This window comes from Kitasatospora sp. NPDC087315 (assembly GCF_044744345.1).
GTDB lineage: Bacteria > Actinomycetota > Actinomycetes > Streptomycetales > Streptomycetaceae > Kitasatospora.
This window is the reverse complement of sequence record NZ_JBIUYD010000042.1, coordinates 45,856-59,764: the sequence shown is the minus strand read 5'-3', so window position 1 is coordinate 59,764 and position 13,909 is coordinate 45,856. Positions and strand designations below refer to the sequence as shown.

The following is a 13,909-nucleotide window of genomic DNA, read 5'->3' as shown; positions in this document are numbered from 1 at the left end:
CGCTTCATGGAAGGCGCCATCCTCGCCGTCCCGCTGGTCGGCAGCTACATCCAGATGTTCCTGTTCGGCGGCGAGTTCCCCGGCCACGACATCGTCCCGCGGTTCTTCACCATCCACGTGCTGCTGATCCCCGGCATCATGCTCGGCCTGCTCGTCGCGCACCTGATCCTGGTCTTCTACCACAAGCACACCCAGTGGGCCGGCCCCGGCAAGACCGAGAAGAACGTCGTCGGCATGCCCCTGATGCCCGTCTACATGGCCAAGGCCGGCGGCTTCTTCTTCCTCGTCTTCGGCATCATCTCGGTCATCTCCGCGATCGCCACGATCAACCCCATCTGGGCCTACGGCCCGTACCGCCCCGACCACGTCTCCACCGACGCCCAGCCCGACTGGTACATGGGCTTCTCCGAAGGCCTCATCCGCGTCATGCCCGGCTGGGAGATCGGCCTCTGGGGCCACACCCTCAACCTGGGTGTCTTCGTCCCGCTGATGATCTTCCCGCTGGTGCTGGTCTCGATCGCGGTCTACCCGTTCATCGAGGGCTGGATCACCGGCGACAAGCGCGAGCACCACATCCTGGACCGCCCGCGCAACGCGCCCGTCCGCACCGCGCTCGGCGCCGCCTGGATCAGCCTCTACCTGGTCCTCCTGGTCGGTGGTGGCAACGACCTGTTCGCCACCCACCTGCACCTGTCGATCAACGACATCACGTACTTCGTCCGCGTGGGCTTCTTCGTGCTGCCGGTGGTGACCTTCATCATCACCAAGCGCTGGTGCCTCGGCCTCCAGCGCCGGGACAAGGAGAAGGTGCTGCACGGCCGCGAGACCGGCGTCATCAAGCGCCTGCCGCACGGCGAGTTCGTCGAGGTGCACGCGCAGCTGCCGCAGGCCGACCTGCACAAGCTCACCTCGCACGAGCAGCGTGAGCCGTTCGAGCTGCCGGCCGAGACGGACGAGAACGGCGTGGCCCGCAAGGCCGGCATTCTCACCCGCACCCGGGCGAAGCTCTCCCGCGGCTTCTACGGCGAGGGCAGCCAGATCCCCAAGCCCACCGCCGAGGAGCACCACGAGATCACCAGCGGCCACGGCCACCACTGATCCCGTACGCACCCCGCGTCACACCCGAGGGCCGCTGACCAGAGTTCTTCTGGTCGGCGGCCCTCGGGCTTTCCCGTCTCCGCCCATCGTCAGGAGTCCCCGTGCAGCTGTCCGTCGACCCCGCCGCCGCCACTCCCCCGTTCGAGCAGATCCGTGTCCAGATCGCCGAGCAGGCCCGGACCGGCGAGCTGCCGACCGGGCTGCGGCTGCCCACCGTCCGGGCCCTGGCCGAGGAGCTCGGGCTGGCCCCGGGGACGGTGGCCCGTGCCTACCGGGAGCTGGAGGCGGACGGCGTGGTGGAGACCCACGGCCGTCGCGGCACCCTGATCGCCGCCGCCGGTGACACCGCCCACCGGCTGGCCTCGGCCGCCGCCGCCGAGTACGCCGAGCGGGCCCACCGGCTCGGGCTGCCGCGGGCGGACGCCCTGGCGGCCGTGGAGACCGCCCTGCGGCTGGCCTACCAGGGACCCGAGGACGTCTGAGGGACCCGCGGGACCTGGGCGGCCCGGAGGGGGTCCAGAGGGGTCTGCGGGGTCCTGAAGGGGCCTGGGCGGCCCCGCTACAGCTCCGGCCGGATCATCCCGGTGGCGGGGGCCTGGGCGGGCGGGAGGGTGGTGCTGACGGGCTGTCCGAGGGCGCTGCGCTTCACCCACTCGTCCCAGGAGACGTTCCAGTCCCCGAAGCCGTTGCCGAACGGCTCCATGCCGGTGCCGCGGCTGTTGACCACCGTGACGAGGTCGCCCACCCGGGTGTTCTGGTAGAACCACTTGGCGTTCTCGGTGCTCATGCCGGTACAGCCGTGGCTGACATTCTCCAGGCCCTGCGAGCCCACGGACCAGGGCGCGGCGTGCACGTACTCCCCGCTCCAGGTCACCCGGGTGGCCCACTCCACGTTGAGGTCGTACGCCTCGGAGCTGCCGGCCGCTATCCCGATCGTCTCGCCGTTCATCCGTACCACGCGCTCCTGGCCCAGCACGACCTTGATGCCGTTGCGAGTGTCGAAGCCGGGCTTGCCGGTGGTCACCGGCACGGTCCGGACCCGCTCGCCGCCGCGCATCAGGGTGAGTTCGTGGGCCGCCGCGTCGATCACCGACTCCACCCGCTCCCCGATCCGCAGGGTCAGGGAGCTGCGGTCGCCGCCGTAGAGGCCGTCCGAGATCCGGCTGCCGGTGCCCTCGAAGGCCAGGCCGACGGCGGTGCCGACCGGCCAGTAGTTCTCCGGCCGGAAGTGCAGCTCCTTGTCGTTCACCCAGTACCAGCCACCGGTGACGGCGGGCTGGGAGGTGACGGTCAGGGCCCGCTCGACCTCCTGGCGGGCCTGCGGCTCCTTCACCGCCTCGGAGAGCTGGACGGTGAGCGGCTGGCCCACTCCGTAGACACCGCTGCCGGAGGAGTCCGGGCCGAGCTTGGCGGTGAGCAGGCGCTGCCCGGCCAGCGTGGTGAAGCCGGCGGTGGTCTCGCCGCGCCCGCCCTTGCCGTCGTCGGCGGCGATCCTGACGGTGTAGGCGGCGGCCGCCTTCAGCCGGCCGGTGGTCTGCCAGCTGCGCTGGTCCTCGGCCAGCCGGCCGGCCACCACCCGGCCGTCCGGGCCGACCACGGTGACGTCGGTCAGGCGGCTGCCGCGGACCGCGGTCACGGTGACGGGCTGGGCCGGGTCCACCGTGCGGTCGGCCGAGAGGCGCACCAGCGGCGCCGCGTCGACCTTGTGGAGCGGGCCGGCGGCGCCCCGGCCGCCGGACGTGCAGGCGGCCAGTGGGGTCAGTACTGCGAGCGCCAGCGAGATGCTGCCGATACCTGCGATTCCGCGCCTGCCGGCCATGACCGCCTCCGTAGGGGTCGCACGATTGAGTCAGATCGTAGGAAGGGTCGGGGCGGAAGCGACATCGGAGCGCCGTTCCATTGGGCCGGCGGAGTGAGGCCGTCACTCCGGGGACGCAACAGGGCCGGGCATCCCGTGCGGGATACCCGGCCCTGTGCGAGAGAGACCCGTTACTGGTTCTGGTTCTCGCCCCGGTAGAACTCGAAGACCCAGCCGTACAGGCCGATCAGGATCACCGGAATCGACCAGAACATCAGCCACCAGCCGAAGACCACACCGAGGAAGGCGAGCGCACCGCCGACCGCGAGCGAGAGCGGCTGCCAGCTGTGCGGGGCGAAGAAGCCCAGCTCGCCGGAGTCGTCCGCGACCTCGGCCTCGGGGTTGTCACCCGCGCCGCTGTCCACCCGGCGGGCGGTGAAGGCGAGGTAGTACCCGATGAAGGCGCTCAGTGCGAAGGAGAGGAACAGCGCGGTGGTACCGGCAGCCTCGACGCCGTGCTCGGAGGAGTTGCTGGTCCACAGGCCGTAGGTGATCGCCATCGCGAGCATGAAGACCGACAGGCCAAGGAAGATCTTTCCCTGTTCCTTCATCAGGCGTCGCCTTCCTTCTTGCCCTTGCCCAGCTGCGGGTTGTCGTACTTCACCGGGGTGACACCGGCGAAGTGCTTGGCCGGCTCACCGTGGTTCTCCAGGTAGTCCAGCGCGGCGATCTCCGGGTGGTGGAGGTCGAAGGCCGGGGATTCGGAGCGGATCCGGGGCAGGGTGACGAAGTTGTGCCGCGGCGGCGGGCAGGAGGTCGCCCACTCCAGCGAGCGGCCGTAGCCCCACGGGTCGTCGACCTCGATCTTCTCGCCGTACTTGGCGGTCTTCCAGACGTTGTACAGGAACGGCAGGATCGACAGGCCGAGCAGGAACGAGCCGATGGTCGAGACGGTGTTCAGGGTGGTGAAACCGTCGGCGGCCAGGTAGTCGGCGTAGCGGCGGGGCATGCCCTCGGCGCCGAGCCAGTGCTGCACCAGGAAGGTGGAGTGGAAGCCGAAGAACAGCGTCCAGAAGGTGATCTTGCCGAGGCGCTCGTCCAGCATCTTGCCGGTCATCTTCGGCCACCAGAAGTGGAAGCCGGCGAACATCGCGAAGACGACGGTGCCGAAGACCACGTAGTGGAAGTGGGCGACGACGAAGTACGAGTCCGAGACGTGGAAGTCGATCGGCGGGGAGGCGAGCAGAACGCCCGTCAGACCGCCGAAGAGGAAGGTGACCAGGAAGCCGACCGTCCAGAGCATCGGCGTCTCGAAGCTCAGCGAGCCCTTCCACATGGTGCCGACCCAGTTGAAGAACTTCACACCGGTCGGGACCGCGATCAGGAAGGTCATGAAGGAGAAGAACGGCAACAGCACTTGGCCGGTGACGTACATGTGGTGCGCCCACACCGTCACGGACAGACCGGCGATCGCGATGGTGGCCGCGATCAGGCCGGAGTAGCCGAACATCGGCTTGCGGCTGAAGACCGGGATGATCTCGGACACGATGCCGAAGAACGGCAGCGCGATGATGTACACCTCGGGGTGGCCGAAGAACCAGAAGAGGTGTTGCCAGAGCAGCGCCCCGCCGTTGGCCGGATCGAAGACGTGTGCCCCGAACTTTCGGTCCGCCTCCAGGGCGAACAGCGCGGCGGCCAGGACCGGGAAGGCCAGCAGGATCAGCACGGCGGTCAGCAGGACGTTCCAGACGAAGATCGACATCCGGAACATCGTCATGCCGGGCGCGCGCATGCAGATGATCGTGGTGATGAAGTTGACCGCACCGAGGATCGTGCCGAAACCGGAGAAGGCCAGACCCATGATCCACATGTCGGCGCCGACGCCCGGCGAGCGGACCGCGTCCGACAGCGGGGAGTAGGCGAACCAGCCGAAGTCGGCCGCACCCTGCGGGGTGACGAAGCCGGCCACCGCGATGGTCGAGCCGAACAGGTACAGCCAGTAGGCGAACATGTTCAGACGCGGGAACGCCACGTCCGGGGCGCCGATCTGGAGCGGCATGATCCAGTTCGCGAAGCCGGCGAAGAGCGGCGTCGCGAACATCAGCAGCATGATCGTGCCGTGCATCGTGAACGCCTGGTTGAACTGCTCGTTCGACAGGATCTGGGTCCCGGGACGAGCCAGCTCGGCGCGCATGACCAGGGCGAGGATGCCACCGATCAGGAAGAAGGCGAACGACGTGCCCAGGTAGAGGGTGCCGATCGTCTTGTGGTCAGTGGTCGTCAGCCACTTGATGATGGTCGAACCCGGCTTCCGGGTCCGCTGCGCCCCGACCGTGACGGCCCCGGCGCCCCCGCCGGCCGCGGCGGGCTCGTTGAGGATGGTCACTTCTCTTCACTTCCCATGGTCGTGATGCCGGAGGGCACCGCGCCGGTCTGACCCTTGGCCCGGAGGTCCGCCAGGTGCTTGTCGTACTCGGCGCGGTCGACGACCTTGACGTTGAACAGCATGCGCGAGTGGTCGACGCCGCAGAGCTCGGCGCACTTGCCCATGTACTCGCCCTTGACGGTCGGGGTGACCTCGAACTTGTTCACCACGCCCGGGACGACATCCATCTTCATCATGAAGCTGATGGGCCAGAAGTCGTGGATGACGTCCCGCGAGGTGAGGCGGAACTGCACCGTCTCGTCGACCGGCAGGTACAGGGTCGGCACCTCCTTGGGGGTGCCCACGTCGTACGCGGCGTCCTTGTTGGCCGGGTCGGGGGTCTCGGTGTTCTCGTAGTTGAACGCCCAGCTCCACTGGAAGCCCACCACGTTGACGGTGTGCTGCGGCTTCTCGGAGACGGCGATCAGCTTCGTCTCGTCGCGGGCGACGAAGTAGAAGAGAACCGACACGATGATGATGGGGACCGCGGTGTAGAGCGCCTCGATGGGCACGTTGTACCGGGTCTGCGGGGGGACCTGCACGCCGGTGCGGCTGCGCCGGTGGAAGATCACGCTCCAGATGATCAGACCCCACATCAGTACGCCGACCACCAGCGCCGCGATCCAGGAACCCTGCCACATCTGGAGGACCATCGGTCCTTCCTTGGTGACGGGGCTCGGGAGGCCAAGCCTGGGGAGGTCGTTGGCCGAGCAGCCGGTGGCGGTCGCGATGACGAGGCCCAGTGCCAGCGCCTGAGGCAGCTTCCGCCGCATCGTGCGCCGCGGCGAGCGGTCGGAGCCGTTGGGACTCACGTAGCGCCTTCCCGAAGTCTCGCCCGCCTTCGCGTCGCCCCGCGGAGGTTTGTGAGCCTCCCCGGCGACCCGTCCACGGGCACGGTTTGAATGCTTATGCGGGCCAAACCCTACTCCAGCCTTATGCGCTGCTGACGGGCAGGTCCCGGTAACGCGCCGCCCGGCCACCCGATCAGGCCCCGCAAGGGCTGCGTCGCAGGTCATCGTAGGCATTAGGGGTCCGTACGCCCGATCGGGGGATGACCTCGGACAACGCGGGTGACGGTCCGTCGGAAGCGGACGAATCGGGCATTCGGGGTGATCGACTGACGGCCGTTAAGCGGCGGTGGGAGGCCGGAATGCGTTCGGGTGTGTCGTTAAATGTGACCGTGTACTTCGATGTGGCTTCCACCGCGCCGCTCCACCCCGTCGCGCGGCAGGCGTTGACCGCCGCTCTGGACGAGGGGTGGGCCGATCCGGCCCGGCTGTACCGGTCCGGGCGGCAGGCCCGGATGCTGCTGGACGCGGCCCGCGAGACGGTGGCCGGGGTGCTGGGCACCCGGGCCGACGAGATCGCGTTCACGACGAGCGGGACGCAGGCGGTGCACCTGGGCATGCTGGGCGCGCTGGCCGGGAACCGGCGGCGCGGCGGGCACCTGGTGCACTCGGCCGTGGAGCACTCCAGCGTGCTGCACACCGCCGAGCGATGGGCGCACCTCCAGCCTCCGGCCGGGGCGGCCGGCGGCCCGGTCTCGGTCGTCCCGGTGGACCGGTTCGGTCGGGTCTCGCCCGAGGGGTTCGCGGCGGCGCTGCGGCCGGACACCGCACTCGCCGTGCTGCAGTCCGCCAACCACGAGGTGGGGACGGTCCAGCCGGTGGCCGAGGCGGCCGAGGCCTGCGGGGACGTGCCGCTGCTGGTGGACGCCGCGCAGAGTGCCGGAAGGGTGGACGTCCCGGGCGGCTGGTCGCTGCTGACGGCCAGTGCGCACAAGTGGGGAGGCCCGGCCGGGGTCGGTGTGCTGGCCGTGCGCAAGGGCGTCCGGTACGTCTCGCCGCTGCCGGCCGACGAACGCGAGGGCGGCCGGGTGCCCGGCTACGTCAACGTGCCGGCGATCGTGGCCGCGGCGGCCTCGCTGCGGGCGGTACGGGCCGAGGCGGAGCGGGAGAACGCCCGGCTGCACACCCTGGTCGAGCGGATCCGGGCCCGGGTGCCGCAGCTGGTGCCGGAGGTCGAGGTGGTCGGCGACCCGGTGCGGCGGCTGCCGCACATCGTCACCTTCTCCTGCCTGTACGTGGACGGCGAGGTGCTGCTGACCGAGCTGGACCGGGCCGGCTTCGCCGTCTCCTCCGGTTCGTCCTGCACCTCCTCCACCCTGACGCCGAGCCATGTGCTGGCCGCGATGGGCGTCCTCACCGAGGGCAACGTCCGGGTCTCGCTGCCGTTCGGGGCGGCGGAGGCGGACGTCGAGCGCTTCCTGGCCGTCCTGCCCGGCCTGGTGGCCGGCGTCCGTGCCCCGCTCGGGCTGGACCTGCCGGCCCCGGCGGAGGCAGTGACGGCAGTGACGGCAGCGCAACCGGAGGCGAGTGGGCAGGTCACTCTTATCAACGCCCTGGGCAAGCGCTGTCCTCTGCCCGTGATCGAGCTGGCGAAGCGGATCGGCGAGGTGCCGGTGGGCGGGACGGTCGCGGTGCTGGCGGACGACGAGGCGGCGCGGCTGGACATCCCGGCCTGGTGCGAGATGCGCGGACAGGAGTACGCGGGCGAGGCCCCGGCCGCCGACTACGGCGGCGACCGGGGCTCGGCCTACCTGGTCCGGCGCACTACTTGAGCAGGTGCGCCCGGATGTCGGCGGTCGCCTCCGGACCGTAGGCGCCTTCGAAGCGCTGCAGGAACGCGGTCGGGCGCAGCTCGTACTCCTGGGTGCCGACGGTCTCGATCACCAGGGTGGCGAGCATGCAGCCGAGCTGGGCGGAGCGCTCCAGCTCCAGGTCCCAGGAGAGGCCCGCCAGGAAGCCGGCCCGGAAGGCGTCGCCGACGCCGGTCGGGTCGGTCTTGCTCTCCTCGGGGGCGCAGCCGACCACGATGGGGGCCTCGCCCTTGCGGTCGATCCGGACACCCTTGCTGCCGAGGGTGGTGATGCGGGTGCCGACCCGGGTGAGGATCTCGTCGGCGTCCCAGCCGGTCTTGCTCTCGATCAGCGCGGCCTCGTACTCGTTGGTGAACAGGTACGCGGCGCCGTCGACGATCTCGCGGATGTCGTCGCCCTCCAGGCGGGCCAGCTGCTGGGAGGGGTCGGCGGCGAAGGCGTAGCCGCGGGTACGGCACTCCTGGGTGTGGCGGACCATGCCCTGCGGGTCGTCGGCACCGATCAGTACGAGGTCCAGACCGCCGACCCGGTCGGCGATCGGCTTCAGCTCGATGTTGCGGGCCTCCGCCATGGCTCCGGTGTAGAACGAGGCGATCTGGTTGTGGTCCTCGTCCGTGGTGCACATGAACCGGGCGGTGTGCCGGGTCTCGGAGATGTGGACGGAGGTGCAGTCCACGTTGTTGCGCTCCAGCCAGCTGCGGTACTCGGCGAAGTCCGCGCCGGCCGCGCCGACCAGGATCGGGCGCAGTCCGAGGACGCCCATACCGAAGGCGATGTTCGGCGCGACACCGCCGCGGCGGATGTCGAGGGTGTCGACCAGGAAGGACAGCGACACGGTGTGCAGCTGCTCGGCGACCAGCTGGTCGGCGAACCGGCCGGGGAACGTCATCAGATGGTCGGTAGCGATCGAACCGGCGACGGCGATACGCACGGAAGGTCTCCTCAGGATGGCGGCATGGCCACGGAAAGCGGGCGGCGAACCCACTCACGGTACCGGGCAGAGGGCGGGCGACAGCAAGACCGCCTGAATTGGCACCGGTCGGCTCGAACGGGTACTACCTCCCGGTAGCTCTGGTGGCGGCCCGGCGGTCCGGCCTAGGGTCGCGGCAGGGGCCGGACCGGCCCTTCCAGGTCCGTGGCGGTGCGGCCACGGCACGGTGGATCGGAGCGATGGCCGATGATGCCCAGTCACCACCCCCTGCGGGTCCCTCCCGTCCCGCGGGGCGACGCGGACGGCGAGACGCTCGACGCGCTGGTTGACTCCTCCCGGCAACTGCGGCGGTTCTGGCCGCTGCTGGCCACCGGCCCGGAGCCCAGCGCCCCCGCCCACCCGGGCTTCCGCGTCCCGTCCGGGGCGCAGCGTGTGGTCGCCGGGATGGCCGACTACGGGATGTGAGCAGGCCTCGCGAGCGGCTCGGCGCGGGCACGGCGGGCGCGGGGGAACCGGAATCGTCCCGGGCACGTCGGATCCGCGCGGTGCGGCCGTGAAGGCGGCGCCGCTGAGCCCTCGGGAGGAAGTTCAGATGGATCTGGAGACGATGCCCCGGCGCCCCGGCGGTGCGCGTGCCGTCCGTCCGCGCGGACGGCGGATGGTGGCGCTGGCCGGTCTGGTGCTGGCGGCGGCGACCTCGGTGGCCGGGTGCGGCGGGGACAGCCGGGCCGCCTCGGACGCGGCCGCCGGATCGGCGCGGCCGTCGGCGAGCGCCCCGCCCACCGACGGGGCCGTGGCCCCGGCACCGGTGACGACCCCGCCGGCCGATCCCTCGGCGGACGCGCCCGAGCCCCGGCCGACCGGCCCCGCGCCGTCCTCCGTGCCGTCGGCACCGGCGCAGTCCCCGGCGCCCACTCCCCCGGGCAACGGCATCGCGGTCGGCGAGCCGGCGCCGAACGGTCCGGCGACGCACCCGGCGATCACCTACCGGGTGGACGGCGCCCGGCTGACGGTCTGGTTCTACGGCGGGATCTGCGAGAAGTACGCGCTCAAGGCGGACGAGTCCAGGCCCGGGCGGGTGGACGTGCGGGTGACGGTGGCGGCGCCGGTCCCCTCCGGGCAGGTCTGCGCCCAGGTGGCCAAGCGGCAGTCGGTGACCGCCGATCTGAAGCAGCCGCTGGCGGGCCGGGCGGTGACGGACCTCGCGACCGGCGAGGCGGTGCCGCTGGAGGCCGACCCGCACGTCGGCCCGGACCCGGCCGGGCCGGAGACCGGCGGCCGGTAGCGCGGGCCACGGACATGACGAAGGCGGCCCCGGGAGATTCCCGGGGCCGCCTTGGTGTTCACCGCCGAGCCGCTGCTCAGCTGAACGAGTCGCCACAGGCGCAGGACCCGGTGGCGTTCGGGTTGTCGATCGTGAAGCCCTGCTTCTCGATGGTGTCCACGAAGTCGACGGTGGCGCCGCCGAGGTACGGGGCGCTCATCCGGTCGGTGACGACCTTGACACCGTCGAAGTCCTTGAGCACGTCGCCGTCGAGCGAACGCTCGTCGAAGAACAGCTGGTAACGCAGGCCGGAGCAGCCACCGGGCTGGACGGCCACACGCAGTGCGAGGTCGTCGCGGCCCTCCTGCTCCAGCAGGCCCTTGACCTTGGCCGCGGCGGCATCGGTAAGGAGGATGCCACTCTCGACGGTGGTCTCGTCCTGGACGGTCATCTGCTTTCTCCCGGTCTTGACGACGGTCTGCCGCCAGTGCCAACCAGCAGCCGCCCGAATTCATTTCCGGGACGGCGGGTGGATTTCACAGGTCTCTGGCGGCGGAATTTCCGTGGGCCGGGTGTGCTACCCGCTCCCTACGTTCCCCATGCTCGCACAACCGGCGGGGCTCGGTCACCGCCCGAGGTGCCGATCCGGGCGAACGGGCCCCGCGCGAGAGGCCGGGCGGCCAGGATGGTGGGCATGATCCTGCGCCTGGTCCAGGACACCACCGCCGACGCGGAGGCCGTCCAGCACATCGCCCGCGCCTCGTTCGCCTCGCTCGCCGATGCCCCCGACGGCATGCCCGGCGCCCCGCCCTCACCGGTCTACCAGGCGGCCCGGACCAGACATCTGGTGCGCACCGACCCGCAGGGCTGCTGGCTGGCGGAGAGCGGCGGCGAACCGGTCGGCGCGGTGCTGTCGCTGCGGCGCGAGGGGCTGTGGATGCTCGCGCTGTTCGTGGTGCGGCCCGAGGCGCAGGGCAAGGGCGTCGGGCGGTTGCTGCTGGAGCGGGCCGCCGCGTACGGGCGGGGCTGTCTGCGCGGGATGCTCTGCGCTTCGCCGTCCCCCGCGGCCGCCCGCCGCTACCGGCTGGCCGGCTTCACGCTGCACCCGACGATGCGGCTGGCCGGCCGGGTGGACCGGTCCGGGCTGATCGACCCCGGGGACATCCCGGTGCACCGCGGCAACTCCACCCACCGGCATCTGCTGGACTCGGTGGACCGGCGGCTGCGCGGCGCCGCGCACGGACCGGACCACGAGCTGATGCTGGGCCACTTCGAGGAGCTGCTGGTCGCCGACGCGCTGGCGGGCAGCGGCTACTGCTACCGGGACGGCGCCGAGGTGAAGCTGCTGGCCGCGACCTCGAAGCGGATAGCCGTCCGGCTGCTGCGCGAGGCGCTGGCCCGGGTGCCGGACGGGGAGCAGGCCCGGGTGGAGTACCTGACCGCCGAGCAGGAGTGGGCGCTGGACGTCGGCCTGGAGCTGGGGCTCACGCCGCAGACCCGCGGCTATCTGGGCCTGCGCGGGATGCGCCCGCCGGCGCCGTACCTGCCGAACGGCGCCCTGTTGTAGCCGTCGTCCGCGGCCCGGACCCCCGACGCGTGAACCCCCGCCGGGCGGCCCGGCGGGGGTTCACGGAGCGGTCGGCCCGGAGGGGGCGGACCACAGCGGTCAGACCATGGTGTCCAGGATCTCCCGGACCATCTCCATCGTGGTGCCCGGGTGCAGGAAGGCGAAGCGGGCGACCGTCTCGCCGTCCCAGCCGGTGGGGGTGACGAAGCCGACCTGGTCCGCGAGCAGCTGCTGCGACCAGCGGTAGTAGTCGTCGTTGGTCCAGCCCTTGCGGCGGAAGCAGACGGCGGACAGCTGCGGGTCGATCAGCAGCTCCAGGTGTTCGCTGTCACGGATGACCTGGGCGGTGTCCCGGGCCAGCGTGAGGCCGGCCTCGATGGCGTCGGTGTACGCCTGGGTGCCGTGCACGGCGAGGGAGAACCAGAGCGGCAGGCCGCGGGCGCGCCGGGTCAGGTGGTAGGCGTAGTCGGTGGGGTTCCACTCGTCGCCCTCGGTGTGCAGCACGTCCAGGTAGGAGGCGTCCTGGGTGTGCACGGCGCGGGCGAGCTGCGGGTTGCGGTAGATCAGCGCGGCGCAGTCGAACGGGGCGAACAGCCACTTGTGCGGGTCCACCACGAACGAGTCGGCGTGCTCGATGCCGTTGTAGCGCTCGCGGACGGAGGGGGCGAAGAGGCCCGCGCCGCCGTAGGCACCGTCCACGTGGAACCAGAGGCCGCGCTCGCGGGTGACCTCGGAGAGGCCCTGGAGGTCGTCGACGATGCCCTCGTTGGTGGTGCCGGCGGTGCCGACGACTGCGATCACCGTCTCCGGGTGGGGGTCGGCGGCCAGGGCGGCGCGCAGCGCCTCACCGGTGAAGCGGCGGTCGACGGTGGGGACCTTGAACGCCTCGACACCGATGATGTTGAAGGTGTTCTTGACCGAGGAGTGCACCTGGTCGGCGACGGCGATCCGCAGCCGGGTCTCCGGCCCCACGCCCAGGCGGCGGCGGGCGGTGTCGCGGGCGACCACCAGGGCGGAGAGGTTGCCGGCCGAGCCGCCGGAGACGAAGGTGCCGCCGGCCGTGTCCGGCAGGCCGGCCCGGTCGGCGATCAGGCGCAGCACCTGGTTCTCGGCGGCGATGGCGCCGGCCGCCTCCAGCCAGGAGATGCCCTGGAGGGAGGCGCAGGAGACGACCATGTCGAAGAGGAGCGCGGCCTTGGTGGGGGCGCACGGGATGAACGAGAGGTAGCGCGGGCTGTCGGCGGAGATCACCGCGCGGGAGAGCTCGTGGTCGTAGAGCTTCAGCACGTCGGCCGGGCTGTTGCCGTCCGGGTTCAGCAGGCCGGCCAGCTGGGCGCGCAGGTGCTCGCCGTCGCCGGGGTGGTCGAGCGGGACGGGGTCGTACTGCAGCCGCTCCCGCATGTAGTCGAATACCAGGTCGACCAGCTCGTTGTCGGGCCGGTGCATGCGGTCGGGGGCTGCGGACACGGATGTCCCTCTCGGCTGTGGGGTGTCGGGGGAGGTCCGGTCGCGCGGGACGTTCCCACCGCGCCGCCGGACGTGATCAGCGTAGGCAGCCGGGGGCCTTCGCCGCGCGTCGGAACGCGGCTGGTCAGGCAGGTTTCGAGCGTCTTCGCCGACCCTCGCGCAGGTTTCCTGCGCGAGCGGTCGGGCGCCCTTCGCGGGCCGTTCTCCGGGCCGCTGCCCGGTCAGCCGATGAGCTGGGAGAGGACCACCGAGGATCGGCTGCGCTGGACGCCGGGCTCCTTGCGGATGCGCTCGATGACGGCCTCCAGGTGCCGCATGTCGGGGGCGCGCAGGTGTACCAGGGCGTCCGGGTCACCGGTGACCGTCCAGGCGGCGACCACCTCGGGGAACTGGCGCAGGCTGGCGAGGATCTCCTCGGGGGCGGTCCGCTCGCGGCAGTAGACCTCGACGAAGGCCTCGGTCTGCCAGCCGAGCACCGAGGGGTCGAGGACGACGGTGAAGCCGCGGACCACGCCGCGGGCCCGCAGCCGGTCGATCCGGCGGCGGACGGCGGTGGCGGAGAGGTTGACCTGCGCACCGATCTCGGCGTACGAGGCGCGGCCGTCGCTGCCCAGCCGGGCGAGCAGGAGGCGGTCGGTCTCGTCCAGGGCGGCCCCGACCGTCTCGTGCGCTGGGCTGCTGCTCATCGGTGCGGGGCTCC

At 71.4% G+C, this 13,909-nt stretch carries 14 protein-coding genes; 6 read left to right on the top strand and 8 right to left on the bottom strand.

The genetic code is table 11. The features are described 5' to 3' along the window. Together ACIO5D_RS37050 and ACIO5D_RS37045 are read left to right on the top strand one after the other, a co-directional pair. Positions 1–1,098: cytochrome bc complex cytochrome b subunit (locus tag ACIO5D_RS37050; RefSeq protein ID WP_400800622.1), on the top strand; the 1,098-nt coding region annotated here is incomplete at its 5' end. A 101-nt stretch (positions 1,099–1,199) separates the two neighbouring features. After that, positions 1,200–1,580 carry a GntR family transcriptional regulator gene (locus tag ACIO5D_RS37045; protein WP_400658990.1) on the top strand — a complete coding sequence of 127 codons (381 nt, stop codon included), beginning with the start codon at positions 1,200–1,202 and terminating at the stop codon, positions 1,578–1,580. A 77-nt stretch (positions 1,581–1,657) separates the two neighbouring features. On the opposite strand, the gene ACIO5D_RS37040 is transcribed toward ACIO5D_RS37045, so the two are convergent. From ACIO5D_RS37040 to coxB, 4 genes are all read right to left on the bottom strand, one after another. Next, positions 1,658–2,917: an Ig-like domain-containing protein gene (locus tag ACIO5D_RS37040; RefSeq protein WP_363611368.1), complete on the bottom strand. Its 1,260-nt coding sequence runs from the start codon at positions 2,915–2,917 to the stop codon at positions 1,658–1,660. A gap of 170 nt (positions 2,918–3,087) precedes the next feature. Next, the gene (locus ACIO5D_RS37035; RefSeq protein ID WP_363611371.1) at positions 3,088–3,507 is read right to left on the bottom strand and encodes a cytochrome c oxidase subunit 4; all 420 of its coding nucleotides are present in this window, start codon (positions 3,505–3,507) and stop codon (positions 3,088–3,090) included. Beyond that, entirely contained in the window at positions 3,507–5,282 is a 1,776-nt protein-coding gene (ctaD, locus tag ACIO5D_RS37030; RefSeq protein WP_400658994.1) for a cytochrome c oxidase subunit I, read from the bottom strand. The genes ACIO5D_RS37035 and ctaD overlap by 1 nt, the downstream gene beginning before the upstream one ends. Further along, on the bottom strand, positions 5,279–6,133 hold the full coding sequence (gene coxB, locus ACIO5D_RS37025; RefSeq protein ID WP_363611373.1) for a cytochrome c oxidase subunit II: 855 nt from the start codon (positions 6,131–6,133) through the stop codon (positions 5,279–5,281). The genes ctaD and coxB overlap by 4 nt, the downstream gene beginning before the upstream one ends. Positions 6,134–6,471: 338 nt before the next feature. Here coxB and ACIO5D_RS37020 point away from each other — a divergent pair, with 338 nt between their 5' ends. Continuing rightward, positions 6,472–7,941, top strand: a complete 1,470-nt coding sequence (locus ACIO5D_RS37020; protein ID WP_400800619.1) for a cysteine desulfurase/sulfurtransferase TusA family protein — start codon at positions 6,472–6,474, stop codon at positions 7,939–7,941. On the opposite strand, the gene ACIO5D_RS37015 is transcribed toward ACIO5D_RS37020, so the two are convergent. After that, positions 7,934–8,911, bottom strand: a complete 978-nt coding sequence (locus ACIO5D_RS37015) for a carbohydrate kinase family protein (RefSeq protein ID WP_363611377.1) — start codon at positions 8,909–8,911, stop codon at positions 7,934–7,936. The two genes, ACIO5D_RS37020 and ACIO5D_RS37015, sit on opposite strands and share 8 nt — an antisense overlap. A 246-nt stretch (positions 8,912–9,157) precedes the next feature. Between ACIO5D_RS37015 and ACIO5D_RS37010 the strand changes: the two genes are divergently transcribed. Further along, a complete protein-coding gene (locus ACIO5D_RS37010; RefSeq protein ID WP_363611379.1) occupies positions 9,158–9,376 on the top strand; it encodes a hypothetical protein in 219 nt (72 codons plus the stop codon). Positions 9,377–9,503: 127 nt separating this feature from the next. Next, positions 9,504–10,196 carry a hypothetical protein gene (locus ACIO5D_RS37005; protein WP_363611381.1) on the top strand — a complete coding sequence of 231 codons (693 nt, stop codon included), beginning with the start codon at positions 9,504–9,506 and terminating at the stop codon, positions 10,194–10,196. A gap of 76 nt (positions 10,197–10,272) precedes the next feature. Here ACIO5D_RS37005 and erpA read toward each other — a convergent pair whose 3' ends face one another. Beyond that, positions 10,273–10,626 (bottom strand): iron-sulfur cluster insertion protein ErpA, encoded by a 354-nt coding sequence (gene erpA / locus ACIO5D_RS37000; RefSeq protein ID WP_030391519.1) that lies wholly within the window; start codon positions 10,624–10,626, stop codon positions 10,273–10,275. A 243-nt stretch (positions 10,627–10,869) separates the two neighbouring features. Here erpA and ACIO5D_RS36995 point away from each other — a divergent pair, with 243 nt between their 5' ends. Next, positions 10,870–11,742, top strand: coding sequence for a GNAT family N-acetyltransferase (locus ACIO5D_RS36995; RefSeq protein WP_363611383.1), 873 nt, complete (start codon positions 10,870–10,872; stop codon positions 11,740–11,742). Positions 11,743–11,841: 99 nt separating this feature from the next. On the opposite strand, the gene ACIO5D_RS36990 is transcribed toward ACIO5D_RS36995, so the two are convergent. Together ACIO5D_RS36990 and ACIO5D_RS36985 are read right to left on the bottom strand one after the other, a co-directional pair. After that, positions 11,842–13,209 carry a pyridoxal-dependent decarboxylase gene (locus ACIO5D_RS36990; RefSeq protein ID WP_363611385.1) on the bottom strand — a complete coding sequence of 456 codons (1,368 nt, stop codon included), beginning with the start codon at positions 13,207–13,209 and terminating at the stop codon, positions 11,842–11,844. 221 nt (positions 13,210–13,430) lie between these two features. Further along, the gene (locus ACIO5D_RS36985; protein ID WP_363611387.1) at positions 13,431–13,895 is read right to left on the bottom strand and encodes an Lrp/AsnC family transcriptional regulator; all 465 of its coding nucleotides are present in this window, start codon (positions 13,893–13,895) and stop codon (positions 13,431–13,433) included. Positions 13,896–13,909 lie beyond the last annotated feature (14 nt).

What these genes read in the sequence shown, in the direction of transcription:
- ACIO5D_RS37040 (WP_363611368.1), bottom strand. Translation starts at nt 2,917, where the DNA reads ATGGCCGGCAGGCGCGGAATCGCAGGTATCGGCAGCATCTCGCTGGCG.
- ACIO5D_RS37035 (WP_363611371.1), bottom strand. Translation starts at nt 3,507, where the DNA reads ATGAAGGAACAGGGAAAGATCTTCCTTGGCCTGTCGGTCTTCATGCTC.
- ACIO5D_RS37020 (WP_400800619.1), top strand. Translation starts at nt 6,472, where the DNA reads ATGCGTTCGGGTGTGTCGTTAAATGTGACCGTGTACTTCGATGTGGCT.
- ACIO5D_RS37010 (WP_363611379.1), top strand. Translation starts at nt 9,158, where the DNA reads ATGATGCCCAGTCACCACCCCCTGCGGGTCCCTCCCGTCCCGCGGGGC.
- ACIO5D_RS37005 (WP_363611381.1), top strand. Translation starts at nt 9,504, where the DNA reads ATGGATCTGGAGACGATGCCCCGGCGCCCCGGCGGTGCGCGTGCCGTC.
- erpA (WP_030391519.1), bottom strand. Translation starts at nt 10,626, where the DNA reads ATGACCGTCCAGGACGAGACCACCGTCGAGAGTGGCATCCTCCTTACC.
- ACIO5D_RS36995 (WP_363611383.1), top strand. Translation starts at nt 10,870, where the DNA reads ATGATCCTGCGCCTGGTCCAGGACACCACCGCCGACGCGGAGGCCGTC.
- ACIO5D_RS36985 (WP_363611387.1), bottom strand. Translation starts at nt 13,895, where the DNA reads ATGAGCAGCAGCCCAGCGCACGAGACGGTCGGGGCCGCCCTGGACGAG.